The following is a 15426-nucleotide window of genomic DNA, read 5'->3' as shown; positions in this document are numbered from 1 at the left end:
ATAGATTGATGGAGGAATAAAAATGAGAAAAGCATATATATTAGCCGCATACAGAACACCTGGATGTAAGGCTAAAAAAGGTAAATTTAAAGATATGAGGCCAGATGATCTGGCTGCAGAGGCTATTAAGGGGCTCGTTGAAAGAACAGGTGTTGATGCTAAGGATGTCGAAGATGTTATTATTGGATGTGCATTCCCTGAAGGTGAGCAGGGTATGAATGTGGCTCGTGTTGCTGCATTTAAAGCTGGATTGCCAATTGAAGTGCCTGCGATGACTGTGAATAGATTTTGTTCAAGTGGTTTGCAAACTATTGCTCTTGCAGCAGAAAGAATAATGGCTGGTTTTGCAGACTGTATAATTGCTGGTGGTACAGAGTCTATGACTATGGTTCCAATGGGTGGAAATAAGTTTAGTGCAAACCCAGATTTGATAGCAAGCTGGCCAGAGACATATGCATCAATGGGTATTACTGCTGAGTTGGTTGCTGAAAAATACGGAATTAGTAGGGAAGAGCAGGATGAATTTGCATATACAAGTCATATGAGAGCTGCTGCAGCTATTAAAGAGGGGAAATTTAAAAATGAAATAATCCCTGTTGAAGTTGAGTACACAAGTATTGATGAGAAAAATAAGGTTAAAAAGGTTAAAGAAGTTGTGGATATAGATGATGGTGTAAGACCTGACACTACAATCGAAGGTTTGGCAAAATTAAAACCTGTTTTTAGAGCAAATGGTTCTGTAACCGCTGGTAATTCTTCTCAGATGACAGATGGAGCTGCTGCAGTTTTGGTAGTTAGCGAAGATTATTTGAAAAAGATAGGTGGTAAACCACTTGCAAGATTTGTTGCATTTGCAGCAAAAGGTGTGGCTCCTGAAATCATGGGTATTGGACCTGTTGCTGCTATTCCAGCTGCGTTAAAACTTGCTGGGCTTGAGTTAAAAGATATCGGATTGATAGAGTTGAATGAAGCTTTTGCTGCTCAATCATTGGCAGTTATTAAAGAGCTTGGGTTAAATAGAGAAATAACCAATGTGAATGGTGGTGCTATTGCTCTTGGTCACCCATTAGGGTGTACAGGTGCAAAGCTTACTGCTACATTGCTTCATGAAATGCATAGAAGAGATGTAAAATATGGAATGGTTTCAATGTGTATAGGTGGCGGTATGGGTGCTGCCGGAATTTTTGAAATAGTAAAATAAAAAATATAGAAGGAGTGAACGATGGAGAAAAAATTGTTCAAAGGTGCTGAGTACTTAATAACAGAAGTTACTAAAGATGATGTATTTACACCTGAAGATTTCACAGATGAACAAAAACAGATTGCTGAAACAACTGAGCAATTTGTACAAAATGAGGTATTACCTGATTTAGAAGAGATTGATAACCAGAATTTCGATTTAGTTGTAAAACATATGAAAAAATGTGGTGAGCTAGGTCTTTTAATGATTGATGCTCCAGAAGAGTATGGTGGCCTTGATCTTGATAAAGCTACAAGTATGCTTGTGGCAGAAAAGATAGCGCCTGCTGGTTCTTTTTCAGTTGCTTATGCAGCTCATACTGGTATTGGTACTTTACCACTTATTTATTACGGGACTAAAGAACAAAAAGATAAATATTTAGAAAAAATTATTACTGGAGAATGGTTAGCAGCTTACTGTTTGACTGAGCCAGGTTCTGGTAGTGATGCTCTTGGAGCTAAAGCCACTGCCACTTTAAGTGAAGATGGTAAATACTATATTTTAAATGGAACAAAACAGTTTATAACAAATGCTGGTTTTGCTGATCTTTTTACTGTTTTTGCAAAAGTTGATAAAGAGCATTTCACTGCATTTCTTGTAGAAAGAACTTTTGAGGGTGTAGAGCTTGGCCCAGAAGAGAAGAAAATGGGTATCAAAGGTTCTTCAACTCGTCAGGTAATTTTAAATAACTGTAAAGTACCAGTTGAAAATCTTCTTGGTGAGATCGGTAAAGGGCATAAAATAGCTTTTAATATATTGAATGTTGGTAGGTTTAAACTTGGTGCTGCGGTTACTGGTGCTGCAAAATTTGCTCTTGCTGAGGGTATCAAATATGCAAATGAAAGAAAACAGTTTGGAAGACAGATAAGCAGTTTTGGAGCTATCAAAGAGAAGGTTTCTGATATGGTTGCGCATATTTTTGCATCTGAATCAGCTATTTATAGGTTAGCTGGACTAATTGATGATAGGATTGCAACTATTGATAAATCAGCAGAAAATTATTATGAACTTTATCAAAAAGCTATTGAAGAGTACGCAATAGAATGCTCTATCACAAAAGTTTTCCCATCTGAAGTTTTAGCTAAAGTTGTTGATGAAGTTGTACAGATTTTTGGTGGTTACGGTTTCATACAAGAGTATCCTGCAGAAAGATTTTATAGAGATGAAAGGATTAACAGAATTTTTGAAGGTACAAACGAAATTAATAGATTGTTAATCCCTGGTATGCTTTTAAAGAGAGCAATGAAGGGTCAATTACCATTCCAACAAGAAGCTATGAAAGCTGTTGATGCTCTTATGACTCCATCTTTTGATGAAATTGATGATTCTGTACCTTTTGCTCAAGAGAAATACACATTACAAAATCTTAAAACACTTTTCTTGGTGGTAGCTGGTGCTGCTGCTCAAAAGTATATGGATAAACTTGTACATCAACAAGAGTTATTAATTGCATTAGCTGATATCGCTATTCAAATTTTTGCAATAGAAAGTGCTCTTTTAAGAGCTGAGAAGAATATTGGCAGAGTAAGTGAAAAGAAAGCTAAATTGATGGAAGCTGCAGTAAAAGTATTTACTTTTGATGCTGTGGAAACAGTAGCAAAAGCTGCTAGAAAAGCTGCCTTCTTTACTGAAGAGGGTGATAATTTAATGATGATTTTAAGTGGTATCAGAAGATTTACAAAATATGATGCAACTGGATTGCTTCAAGCTAAGAGATTATTAGCTGATGAAGCAATTGAAGCAGAAAAATACATATTCTAATTTGGGGGCTATTAAAAGCCCCTTTTTTTCAAAAGAGGGTTAAAGAGTGGTTAATCAGTATACAGTTGATACACCGTATCCAGTTGGACCTGTCCATTTTTATGTAAAAGATTATAATGATTTTTTAGTATTATTTGATACTGGTCCCAATACCCCTTTAGCAAAAGATTTTTTACAAAAGACAGTAGTTTTTAGCAGACTGAAATATGTGTTTATAACTCATTGTCATGCAGATCATTACGGTTTAATACAATTTTTAAAAGATAACACAGATGCAGAGATTTTTGTATCAAAATATGATTTGTTTAGGCTTAAAAACCTTGATTATAGAATCAAAATGATGGAAAAGATCCTTCAAGATATCAATATGGAGCAGTCTGCTATTGATGGCGTTATTAAGACATTGATTAGTTTTTCAAAAGAAGTTCCTGTACCAAATAATTTGAATGTCTTAGAGGAGTCAGAGGATATATTAAAGAGTCTTGATATCGCATATATTAGATGTCCTGGACATTCGCAAAGTGATATTGTTTATCTTCTTGATGGTGTTGCGATAACCGGTGATGTTTTTTTAAGAGGTATTTTTCAAACTCCACTTTTAGATATTGATGCAGATTTTCAAGATAGAAAGTTTGACAATTACTCAGCATTTTGTGATACGATTTTGAAAATGAAAAAATTAGAGGAAAATTATAAATTTTTACCTGGTCATAGAGAGTATATTGATAGCGTAAATGAACGAGTAGAATTTTATGTTAAAAAGATGTGCGAAAGATTGAATAATATTAAGGAATTTTTAGCTAATGATGATATTTTGGGAGCTTTAAAATCGTTGGTGGGTGATTTTGTTAAAGATCCTTTTAAAACTTATATAAAACTTTCTGAAATATTATTTTTCTACGACTTTTATAAAAATCCTATAAAACTTCAAGAATCCCTACAAAAAATAGGTATCCCTTTTAAAATCTGCTTTTAAGTATTTAGAGATATTTGAATAATAATATAATTTTCGAAACTAAAGTAGTTTTAGATTGCTTTGCTAACGCTCGCAATGACAGATTTCCAGTCGTTGCGAGGAGCGTAAGCGACGAAGCAATCTGTGGAACTAAAGTTCATTTTATCGTGCAAATATTCTTATTTATAATTTATTGTTTATAAAGTAAGAGCACCTTAGATAAGGTGCTCAGAGTTTATAAAATATTATATATATGGTTTAATGCTTCATCGATTTTTTCTGGGTTTTTACCGCCAGCTTGAGCCAACTCTGGTTTACCTCCACCGCCACCACCAGTAATTTTTGCTATCTCTTTAACGATATCTCCAGCTTTGTATTTTGATGTTAAGTCTTTAGTAACACCGCATAAAAATGTTACTTTGTCACCATTTACTGAGCCAACAAGCACAATTCCAGATTTGATTTTTGCTTTTGCCATGTCAACAAAGTTTCTAAGTGCATTAATCTCTGTGTTGTCCATTCTTATAGCTAACACTTTAATGCCATTAATTTCTTTTACATTTGATAATATATCTTCAGCTTTACTAGCATTTAGTTTGTCTTGCAGTTTGGTTAATTCTTTTTGTGTATTTTTTAGTTGTTCTTGAAGTTCAGTGATTTTAGAAGGTACATCGTTAATATTTGATTTAAGTAATAGTGCACTTTTCTTGGCAATACTATTTATTTCTTGCGTGAATTTTACAGCTTCTAATCCAGTAACTGCTTCTATCCTTCTGATTCCAGCAGCTACACTTGCTTCACTTACTATTTTAAATATACCTATATCCCCAGTTCTTCCCACATGGCATCCACCGCATAGCTCTTTGCTAAATCCTGGTACTTCTACAACTCTTACCTCTTTGTCATATTTTTCACCAAAGAGTGCCATTGCCCCTTCTTTAATTGCCTCTTCGATGGGTTTTATAGTTTTAGTTACTTCTATATTTTTAATTATATTTTCATTTACAAGGAGTTCTATTTTCTTTATCTCTTCATCATCTACCGGAGCAAAATGGGTAAAGTCAAATCTCAATCTATCTGGTGCAACAAGCGAACCAGCCTGTCTTACATGATCACCAAGTACCATTTGTAGAGCTTTATGTAAAAGGTGTGTAGCTGTGTGGTTTCTTTCTGTATTCTTTCTTTTTTCTACATCGATTACTGCTGTTACTTTGTCACCTTTTTTTATTTTACCACTTAAAAGTTTACTTTTATGAACAATTAAATTTCCCACTTTCTTACAATCTAATACTTCTATGTTGCAGTTTTCATTATAAATTTTACCAGTATCTCCAACCTGACCACCACTTTCTGGATAAAATGGGGTCTTGTCTAAAATCAATTCAAATTCACTACTTTCTGATATTTCTTGGGTTTCATTGTCATCTTTAACGATGGCAAGGACACTACTTTCTGATTTTGTATTTTCATAACCAATAAATTCTGTTTTGAACTGGTTTTCTAACTTTTTGTAGATATCTGCGATGAATGATTCTCCACTACCAGCCCAGGCATTTTTTGCCCTTTCTTGCTGTTTTTTCATCTCTTCATCAAAGCCAACAAGATCAAGTTTATAGCCGTTATCTTCCATAATATCCTGAAGTAAATCTACAGGGAAACCGTAAGTATCATAAAGTCTAAATATTTCAAAACCAGGAATTTCCTTATTTTCCTTATATTTTTCCAAAAGTTCTTCAGCTATTTTTAAGCCTGTTTCCAGAGTTTTATTAAATCTTTCTTCTTCAAATTTTACTACTTTTGAAACATAGCTTTTTTTATCCATCAATTCTATGTAAGGGTCATTCATAAAATCACAAACAAACTCACAAACTTGATAGAAAAAAGACTCTTTAAATCCGAGCATTTTGCCATGTCTCATGGCTCTTCTCATTATTCTTCTTAAAACATAACCCCTACCTTCGTTTGAAGGTAGCACACCATCAGAAATTAGAAAAGTTGTTGCTCTTGCATGGTCAGCAATGACTCTTAATGAAGTGTCATCTTTTTCATTATCACCGTAGTTTTTGTTGGATAGCTTTGCTGCATATTCGATGATGGGTTTAATAAGGTCTGTATCAAAATTGCTTGGGACTTTTTGAACTACAGCTGTGACTCTTTCAAGCCCCATCCCAGTATCTATACTTGGTTTTGGTAATGGGTTTAATTTTCCACTTTCATCTCTATTGTATTGCATAAAAACTAAATTCCACAACTCAAGATGTCTATCACAGTCACAGTATGGGTCACAATCTGCCCTTCCACATCCTATTTCAGGTCCCTGATCAATCAAAATTTCTGAGCATGGCCCGCATGGTCCAGTATCACCCATCGCCCAAAAATTATCTTTTTCATCCATTCTGTATATTCTATCTGCAGGAACACCTATATGTTTATTCCATATTTCAAATGCCTCATCATCATCTTTGTAAACAGTAATATATAATTTATCCGCAGGAAGATTTATTTCTTTTGTGAGGAATTCCCAGGCGTATTCAATAGCTTCTTTTTTAAAATAATCGCCAAAGGAAAAGTTTCCTAACATCTCAAAAAATGTGTGGTGTCTTGCAGTCCTACCAACATTTTCTAAGTCGTTGTGCTTCCCACCTGCTCTTACAACTTTTTGGCAGGAACATGCTCTGGTATAATCCCTTTTTTCTCTGCCTAAAAAAACATCTTTGAATTGGTTCATTCCTGCGTTTGTAAAAAGTAAAGTAGGGTCATTGTGAGGTACAAGTGATGACGATGGCACTCTTGTATGACCTTTACTTTCAAAATATTTTAAGAATTTTTCACGAATCTCTTTACCTGTCATTTCCCTCTCCGTTTTTAAGTTTGTTTAAATAATCTGTCCACTCAATTGGTAGCATATATTTCTTTTTATTGTTGCAATCCTTGCAAGCAGGTACCACATTCCCTTTGGTTGTTTTGCCACCTCTAATTATAGGGACAATGTGATCCATTGTAAGTTCTTTTGGTGAAAAAGATTTTCCACAGTAATAGCATTTCCCCTCTGCTAATTTGTTCTTCCACCATTGCTTTTTTCTCAGTTCTCTAGCTTTTTGTTTTTCTCTTTTTATAAATTTTTCATCTACTTCTATTATAAAAAAGTTGTTGTTCATTTCCATTTTTCTGATTATAGTTTAAAACTGTTATATTTCAACTAAAATGTGCAGGGGGATGTCATGAAGAAAACTGAGTATACCGGCCTTGAGGAACATGGTCTGGTCAACTTATCAAGAATTTATTGGAATCTTACAACTCCTCAATTGTATGAAGAGGCAATTAAGCGTAGAGAGGGGTTGATTGCTCATTTAGGACCAATTGTTGTAAGAACAGGGCATCATACAGGTAGATCACCTAACGACAAATTTATTGTCAAAACTGAGGATGTGGAGAATGATATTTACTGGGATGGTGGCAACAAACCTATAAGTGAAGAGCATTTTGAAAGACTGTATCATAGATTACAAGCATATTTGCAAAACAAAGAGGTTTATGTCCAGGAGTGTTACGCTGGTGCTGATGAAAATCATAGAATTAAAGTAAGAGTTATAACAGAATATGCTTGGCACAACCTTTTTGCTCGAAATATGTTTATTAGAGAACTGGATCAAGATAAATTAGCAACTTTTGAACCAGATTTTACTGTGATTGATGTTCCAAGGTTTCATGCAATTCCAGAAATAGATGGAACTAACTCAGAAACTTTTATTATCTTAAATTTTAAAAAACGTTTAGTTTTAATAGGTGGCACCAGTTATGCTGGTGAGATAAAAAAATCTATTTTTACAGTAATGAATTATCTATTGCCAAAGAAAAATGTTATGTCTATGCATTGTTCAGCCAATATCGGAGAAAGAGGTGATGTGGCACTTTTCTTCGGATTGTCTGGAACGGGGAAGACAACTTTATCTACAGATCCAAATAGAGCACTTATAGGTGATGATGAACATGGTTGGAGTGATGATGGAGTTTTTAATATTGAGGGTGGATGTTATGCAAAAGTGATTAGGCTATCTCCTGAAGCTGAGCCTGATATTTATGAATGCACCAGGAAATTTGGAACAATACTGGAAAATGTAACGATAGATTCGAGGACGAGAAGAGTTAATCTTGATGATGATTCATTGACAGAGAATACAAGGGCAAGTTATCCGTTGACCCATTTACCAAATATTGCACCAGGTAGTAAAGGTGGGCATCCAGAAAATATTATTTTTCTTACTTACGATGCCTTTGGAGTTTTACCTCCAGTGGTTAAGTTAACCTTGCCTCAAGCAATGTATCATTTTATTTCTGGCTATACAGCAAAGGTGGCGGGGACAGAAAAAGGGGTAACAGAACCTAAAACCACTTTCAGTGCTTGTTTTGGAGCACCTTTTATGCCATTTCATCCTACTGTTTACGCTAAGTTATTAGGCGAAAAAATGGAAAAATTTAATGTTGATTGTTGGCTTATAAACACTGGTTTAACTGGCGGGCCATATGGTGTAGGTTCAAGGTTTAAAATTCAGCATACCAGAAATATTGTAAACTCAATTTTAGAAGGGAAGTTGAAAAATGTGGAATTTGTAGAGGATGATGTTTTTGGATTTTTAATTCCTAAAAGTGTTCCTGGTGTTCCTGATGATGTGTTAAATCCAAGATTGGCCTGGAGCGATAAAGAAGAGTATGATAAGACAAAATTACACTTGGCTAAAGCTTTTGTGGAAAATATGGAGAAATATAAAAAGGATTTGGATCCAGAAATTTTGAAAGGTGCGCCAAAAATATAAAATTGGGCTGGCAGTATGCCAGCCTTTTTAATTTGAACTTAATATATTTGAAATTTTCTATATATTGTGACTCATGAATAAAAAATTAACTATATTTATAATTATTTCTTTATTAATACACTTAGCAGTTATTGTTTTTGTTAAGATTAATAAAGTTCCAATGAAAAAACAAAAGCCTTTATATGTGGATATAATAAAGAAAAAGAAACCAGTTACTAAGAAAGAAATAAAGAAAAAACCTGATATATTATCTGAAAAAGAGAAAATTTTTAAGAAAAAGGGTAAAATAGAGAAAAAACAGGGTGAAATAGTCTCAAAGAAAGAATCTATACCTTTAAAACCTCAAAAAAAGAAAGAAAGTAAAAAAATTATTCCAAAGCAAAGTGAAAAGAAAAAGACAGTTCAAAAAGGTATAACAACAAAAGAAATTAAGAAAGAAAACAATAAAAAAACGGTTATCAAAAAAAAGATAAAAGAAAAAAAAGTTGAAGAGAAGAGTGAACAAACTAAGAAAAATGAAGTAATAAGTGACGATAAGGTTGCAAGAATTTTGAATCCTCAAGACATAATATCAAAATACGCATACCCTTCAGATAAAGGATCAAAAGAAGGTGAAGATGATGTAGACGTAAGTATGATGAAATTTAAATACGCTTCATATTTTAAAAAATTTGAGAGGAGACTTTATCAGGTATGGCATTATCCAAAAAGTTCTGCTATGAACGGTGAAGAGGGAACGGTAAAAGTGAAATTTACTATTTTAAAAGATGGCACTATCACTAATATAAGGGTGATTAGAAGTAGTGGATATCCAGCTCTTGATAAAGAAGCGGTAAAAGCATTAAAGACAATGAAAGGTGTACCTTTACCAGAATCCTATGGTTTAAAAAGGTTGAATGTTACAGGCTATTTTTCATATAAATTAAACTATATGTTTGTTTATTAGGTGATTTATGGAGAAAAAATTTGAAATTGTAGATACCACTGCTGATGTAGGATTAAAAGTTTATGGAAAAGATAGAGAAGAGTTTATTAAAAATTTATTAGAAAGTTTTTACTATTTGTGTTTTGATAAGAAAATAGAAAACATAGAAGATATTGCAGATAAAAAGGGGTATTTAATTGAAGATTTTGATGTTTTTGTTTATGAGCTATTAAAAGATTTAATTTTTTATCTATATGCAAAAAGGGTTATTTTTAGATTAGTAGAATTGGTTAATTCCAAAGCTGTGTTTTCACTTTTTAAAAGTAATGAAGATATTGAAATTGAGATAAAGGCTATAACTAAGCATAATTTTTACGTATTGGAAAAAGACAATTTGATAGAAGGGAATTTTATTTTTGATGTATAAAAAGATAGAAAAAAGATTGATTGGTAGTTTATTGAAAACTCATCAAAAATACCCATTTCTAGGAGAAGATTTAATAGTTGGTGTTTCGGGAGGTATTGATTCTGCTGTTCTTTATCATTTGCTTAGTAAATTCTATGAGAATAATAGTTTTGCTGGCAAAATTTATCCTGTTCATGTTGGAATATCTGGGGATTTGAAGACTACTTTGCCTGACGCAATAAATGTTGAAGTTAAAGAGGATGTAAAATTTCCGATAGATTGCTATTTTTGCTCAAGGCTTAGAAGGCATTATATTTTTCAATTTGCAAAAGAGGTTGGTTGTAAGTATGTATTATTTGCACATCATGCAGATGATTTTGCAGAAAGATTTTTATGGAATATTTTTTATCAAAAAAAGTTGGAATCATTGCCAGTAAAAAGGGATTATTTTGGCGAAGTTACAGTGTTGAGGCCTTTTTTTTATGTGTTCAAACGAGATATTGAAAAATATGCAAAAAAGTATGGGATAACAGATAATGAGTATAAGTGTTTGGTGAAAAATAGAGTAACTGGTTTTGTTGAAAAGGTTTCAAAGTTGCTTGAGATTAATTATATTGAATTAGTAGGAAATATAAATTATATTATTGAAAATTATGAAATTTATGGAGAGAAGGATGAGTAAAAAGTGGGAATTAAAATGGATGGCGTGGGAAATAACTGAAAAATGTAATCTAAACTGTGTTCATTGCAGATCTTCTTCAGATATTCATTCACCGGAAGGGTTGTTTACGCTGGATAAATGCTTCAAACTGTTAGATGAGATAAAAGAAGTTGCTACACCTGTGATAGTTTTATCTGGTGGTGAGCCTTTGCTTAGAAAAGATGTTTTTGATATTGCGAGATATGGCACGGAAAAAGGGTTTAGAATGTGCATGGCTACAAATGGGGTTTTAGTTAATGATGAAATTTGTATGAAAATTAAGGATAGCGGTATAAAAATTGTTTCTTTGAGCCTTGATGGATCTACAAAAGAGATTCATGATGATTTTAGGGGGCAGCCAGGAGCTTTTGAAGGAGTTATGAGAGCTGCAGAATATTTTAATAAACATGATATCCCTTTTATAATAAATTCATCTTTTACTAAAAGGAATCAGCATGATATAGAGAACACCTATAAATTAGCTAAAAAACTTGGTGCTACAGCTTGGTATATGTTTCTCATTGTGCCAACAGGTAGAGGTGAGGAGATAATGAAAGAGCTTGTTAGTAAGGAAGATTATGAAGACATTTTAAATTGGCATTATGAGATGGAAAGAGAAGAGGATGAAATTTTGGTAAGGCCTACCTGTGCACCACAATATTACAGAATATGGCATGAAAGAAGTAAAAAAGAGGGGCTTGATACTCAGAGAAGAAGTTTAAAATTTTCAACTGGCGGAGGGAAAGGTTGTATAGCTGCTCAATCTATATGCTTTATTAGTGCAAAAGGGGATGTTTATCCATGTTCATATTTTCCTATAAGTGCAGGTAATGTATTTAAAGAGAAATTTAAGGATATTTGGGAAAATTCAAAGTTGTTTCAAGATATTAGGGATTTTAAGTCATATGAAGGGAAATGTGGAGTTTGTAAATATTTAGGTGTGTGCGGTGGGTGTAGAGCAAGAGCATATGCGGTTACGGGTGATTATATGGCAGAAGAGCCTTTCTGTGATTATGTTCCGGAGAATTACAATGGCTAAAAAAATTATAAATATAATTTTTTTAATTAACTTATTGTTAATAGGTAATACTGTAAGAGCAGAGCTGAATTTTGCTATTGCATCAATGATTTCACCTGATGAAACTTTTTTCCTATATAAAGATTTTGGTAAATACATAGAGCAGAAAGTGGGAAAGAAAATAAATCCAATTTTTAGGAGAAACTATTCTGAAATCAATAAATTAATAGAAACTGGTAGAGTGGATTTTGCCTCCATATGCACAGGTGCTCTAATTTATTTAGACAATAAGAGGTATGATATTTTAGGGGTTCCTGTTGTAAATGGTAAAAGTACGTACAGATCATATATAATCGTTAATAAAAAAACTAAAATTGAAACAATCTCAGATTTGAAAGGTAAAGTATTTGCTTTTACTGATAGGTTATCAAATAGTGGTTTTATTTATCCAACTTATTTAATTTTAAAAGAGGTTGGTGTGAAACCTGATAAGTTTTTTAAAAAGATTTTTTTTACTAATAGCCATGATAAGTCTATTTATTTGGTGAATATAGGATTGATAGATGGTGCAGCTGTTGATAGTTTGGTTTATGATTTTATAGAACAGAATGAGCCTGATAAGGTAAAAAATATAAAAATTATACATAAGTCTGATGAATTTCTTGCTCCACCTTTTGTAGCATCAACTTATATGAGCAAGGATTTACGTGATAAAATTAGAAAAGTTCTTTTAAATATGCATAAGGATGATAAAGGGAAAAGTATTTTAAAAAAATTGAAGATAGAAAGATTTATTTTACCAGATTATAAATTATTGAAAAAAGTTGTTATTATGAAGGATTATTTAAGTAAGTTTGGTTATGAAGAGTAGTTTGTTTTATAGATTTTTACCTCCTAAAATTAAACACAGAGTTGGATTATTAATTGGAATTTTAGGTTTTGGCACTGTTGTTATAAATCTGATAATCCTTTTTATTTATCTAAATAGTTTTATAAAAGATAATATAAAGCAAGTTATAGAGTCTCATTATAAAACAAATGAACAAAGATTAATTGAGTCAATACTCTATGAGGATGTTTATACACTTTTTATTACGCTGAAACAGATTAGTGATAATACGAGGTATATAAAAAATATATATTTATTTGATAAAAATAAAAGTTATTTGGCAGATGCTAAAGCAAAAAGGGATATGGATTTATTAAGTGAAGGGGTTGATAATGATTATATGAAACTTAAAATTATGAAAATAAAGAATGATCCCATAGGTTATATACTTTTTATTATAGACAAAAAAGCGATAAATGATGAGGTGAAACTAAACTTATTTAAATTAGGGTTTGTTAATATTTTGATTATTTTATTTGGGGTTTTACTGGGGCTTTATTTGACAAAATTATTAATACGGCCTATGAATAATTTTGTGAATCAAATAAATGAGTTAAACTATGATAACCTACCATTTAAAACAGAAGTTCCAGAATATGCTTCAATAGAGATAAAAAAACTTTCAAAAACATTAAATGAAATGTCTGAGAGATTGTACGATACTTTGAATAGATTTTATGAAGAGGAACGTAAGGCAAGAAGGAGTGAAAAACTTGCTTCTATAGGTATGATGGCTGCTGGTCTTGCTCATGAGCTTAAAAATCCAATTATGACAATAAATCTTATGGTCTATCAATTATCGAAATGCAGTGCTTCAAATAGTAGTTGCCACGAAGATTTAAGTGTTATTAAAAGTGAAGCTAACCGTCTTGTTAGAAGAATAAATGAATTTTTGGAATATACTAAACCTGTAAATATTGAAAAGACTGATATTATTGTTAATGAGGTTAAAGATGAATTAAAAAGGTATTTTGACAGACTAAATATTAGCGCAGAATTTAATTTCAATAGTAAGTTAAAAATAATAAAGGTTGATAAAGAGAAGTTATTGCAGGTATTATTAAACCTGATCAACAATTCATTGGATGCTGGTGCGGATAAAATTGAAATCAATATATTTAATATAAGCGAAGATGTGATAATTGATATTATAGATAATGGAACTGGTATAAATGAAGAAGCTAAAGATAAAATATTTATGCCTTTTTTTACCACTAAAGCAAAAGGGACGGGTTTAGGGCTAGCAATCTGTGATATGATAGTAACTGCAATGGATGGTGAGTTAATATTGGTAGAAAGTCAAGATAATAATACAGTTTTTAGAATAAGCTTACGAGGTGCTTATGTCGGTTAGGGTATTGATAATAGATGATGATAGTGCATTGTGTTATGGTTTAAAAAGGTTACTTAGTGATAGTTTTGACGTTCATACAGCATTAAATGGTAGCGATGCTTTAGATTTAGTTAAAAAGAATAAATTTAATATTATTTTTTTGGACTATAAGTTGGGAGAAGAAAACGGGTTAGAAGTTTTAAAGGCTATAAAAAAAATAGATGCAAATGTGCCTGTTGTGATGATGACTGCTTATGGCACAAGTAATCTTGTATTGGATAGTATAAAATTAGGTGCAGTGGAGTACATAGTTAAACCTGTTGAGCCAGAATATATTGTTGAAATTGCAACTAAAATAGCAAGAATTGATAATCAAGAATATTGTCCTGAAAATGCTTTAAAGCTGGATTATGAAAGTTTTAGTGATGAAATATTTATTGGGTCTTCTAAAGCAATAAGGGATATTATGGTTATGGTGGCTGGTGTCGCTGAAACAAATTACCCGGTTTTAGTTACAGGTGAAAGTGGCACAGGTAAAGAATTAATTGTTAAAATTATTCATAAATACAGTGACAGAAAAGAAAAACCTTTTATACCGATAAATTGTGCTGCTATACCTGAAGAGTTGTTGGAAAGTGAGTTGTTTGGTTATGAAAAGGGTGCTTTTACTGGTGCTGATAAAAGCAAAATGGGTAAATTTGAGATTGCTGATGGTGGGACATTATTTCTTGATGAAATTGGTGATATGCCTTTAGATCTTCAGGCTAAGCTTCTTAGAGTCTTGCAAGATGGTGCCATTGAAAGGTTGGGTAGCAACAAACTCAAAAAAGTTAATGTTAGAATAGTGGCAGCTACAAATAAAGATTTAAAGGAATTAATACAAAAGGGGTTGTTTAGAGAAGACCTTTATTATCGTCTTAATGTTGTAAACATTAATTTACCTCCATTGAGAGAGAGGAAAGAGGATATTAAAGATCTTGCTGTTTATTTTACTATAAAATATTCAAAAGAGCTTAATAAAAGTATTTGCTGTATAGAAGATGAAGTTTTTAATATTTTATTAGAATACGATTGGCCAGGAAATGTGAGAGAGTTAGAGAATGTTATTAGAAAAGCTGTGTTGATTACAAAAGATAATTTAATAAAACCTGAAGATATAAAAATTGATAAGATTAAATCTAATAACGTTTATGTTACGGAGTATTTTTTCAATAAATATAAGGATAATTTGCTTGTAAAAAGTGTGGAAGAGATCGAAGCAAGATTGATAAAAAGAGCATTAAAGATGAATGGTTATAATTTAAGTAAAACAGCAGAAATTTTAGGTATCAGTAGAGTAACATTGAATGCAAAACTGAAAAAATATGAAATAAAGATATAAATAG

The 15426-nt window shown here is 32.2% G+C and carries 13 protein-coding genes; 11 read left to right on the top strand and 2 right to left on the bottom strand.

The window, feature by feature from the left end; genetic code table 11:
• The first annotated feature begins 22 nt into the window (after nt 1-22).
• Genes DEFDS_RS07370 through DEFDS_RS07360 form a run of 3 tightly spaced genes read left to right on the top strand, consistent with a single transcriptional unit; the run spans nt 23 to nt 3977 of the window.
• On the top strand, nt 23-1201 hold the full coding sequence (locus tag DEFDS_RS07370) for a thiolase family protein (protein ID WP_013008172.1): 1179 nt from the start codon (nt 23-25) through the stop codon (nt 1199-1201).
• Nucleotides 1202-1222: 21 nt separating this feature from the next.
• A complete protein-coding gene (locus DEFDS_RS07365; RefSeq protein ID WP_013008171.1) occupies nt 1223-3001 on the top strand; it encodes an acyl-CoA dehydrogenase family protein in 1779 nt (592 codons plus the stop codon).
• A 46-nt stretch (nt 3002-3047) separates the two neighbouring features.
• A complete protein-coding gene (locus DEFDS_RS07360) occupies nt 3048-3977 on the top strand; it encodes an MBL fold metallo-hydrolase (RefSeq protein ID WP_013008170.1) in 930 nt (309 codons plus the stop codon).
• 214 nt (nt 3978-4191) lie between these two features.
• On the opposite strand, the gene alaS is transcribed toward DEFDS_RS07360, so the two are convergent.
• Together alaS and DEFDS_RS07350 are read right to left on the bottom strand one after the other, a co-directional pair.
• Complete coding sequence (gene alaS / locus DEFDS_RS07355) at nt 4192-6807, bottom strand: alanine--tRNA ligase (RefSeq protein WP_013008169.1); 2616 nt, start codon at nt 6805-6807, stop codon at nt 4192-4194.
• On the bottom strand, nt 6797-7114 hold the full coding sequence (locus DEFDS_RS07350; protein WP_013008168.1) for an HNH endonuclease: 318 nt from the start codon (nt 7112-7114) through the stop codon (nt 6797-6799). The genes alaS and DEFDS_RS07350 overlap by 11 nt, the downstream gene beginning before the upstream one ends.
• Nucleotides 7115-7177: 63 nt before the next feature.
• Between DEFDS_RS07350 and pckA the strand changes: the two genes are divergently transcribed.
• From pckA to DEFDS_RS07310, 8 genes are all read left to right on the top strand, one after another.
• Nucleotides 7178-8770: a phosphoenolpyruvate carboxykinase (ATP) gene (gene pckA / locus DEFDS_RS07345; RefSeq protein ID WP_013008167.1), complete on the top strand. Its 1593-nt coding sequence runs from the start codon at nt 7178-7180 to the stop codon at nt 8768-8770.
• A gap of 73 nt (nt 8771-8843) precedes the next feature.
• Nucleotides 8844-9716, top strand: coding sequence for an energy transducer TonB (locus DEFDS_RS07340; RefSeq protein ID WP_013008166.1), 873 nt, complete (start codon nt 8844-8846; stop codon nt 9714-9716).
• A 7-nt stretch (nt 9717-9723) separates the two neighbouring features.
• Entirely contained in the window at nt 9724-10122 is a 399-nt protein-coding gene (locus DEFDS_RS07335) for an archease (protein WP_013008165.1), read from the top strand.
• A complete protein-coding gene (locus DEFDS_RS07330) occupies nt 10115-10783 on the top strand; it encodes a tRNA lysidine(34) synthetase (protein WP_041223679.1) in 669 nt (222 codons plus the stop codon). Before DEFDS_RS07335 ends, DEFDS_RS07330 begins: the two co-directional genes overlap by 8 nt.
• Nucleotides 10776-11840 (top strand): radical SAM/SPASM domain-containing protein, encoded by a 1065-nt coding sequence (locus tag DEFDS_RS07325; protein WP_013008163.1) that lies wholly within the window; start codon nt 10776-10778, stop codon nt 11838-11840. Before DEFDS_RS07330 ends, DEFDS_RS07325 begins: the two co-directional genes overlap by 8 nt.
• Entirely contained in the window at nt 11833-12690 is an 858-nt protein-coding gene (gene phnD, locus DEFDS_RS07320) for a phosphate/phosphite/phosphonate ABC transporter substrate-binding protein (protein ID WP_013008162.1), read from the top strand. The genes DEFDS_RS07325 and phnD overlap by 8 nt, the downstream gene beginning before the upstream one ends.
• Nucleotides 12680-14062, top strand: coding sequence for an ATP-binding protein (locus DEFDS_RS07315; protein ID WP_013008161.1), 1383 nt, complete (start codon nt 12680-12682; stop codon nt 14060-14062). The genes phnD and DEFDS_RS07315 overlap by 11 nt, the downstream gene beginning before the upstream one ends.
• Nucleotides 14052-15422: a sigma-54-dependent transcriptional regulator gene (locus DEFDS_RS07310; RefSeq protein ID WP_041223678.1), complete on the top strand. Its 1371-nt coding sequence runs from the start codon at nt 14052-14054 to the stop codon at nt 15420-15422. Before DEFDS_RS07315 ends, DEFDS_RS07310 begins: the two co-directional genes overlap by 11 nt.
• Nucleotides 15423-15426 lie beyond the last annotated feature (4 nt).

Origin of the sequence: Deferribacter desulfuricans SSM1 (assembly GCF_000010985.1) — a bacterium.
Lineage (GTDB): Bacteria > Chrysiogenota > Deferribacteres > Deferribacterales > Deferribacteraceae > Deferribacter > Deferribacter desulfuricans.
The sequence above is the reverse complement of the archived record's forward strand: the minus strand, read 5'-3'. Positions and strand labels throughout refer to the sequence as shown.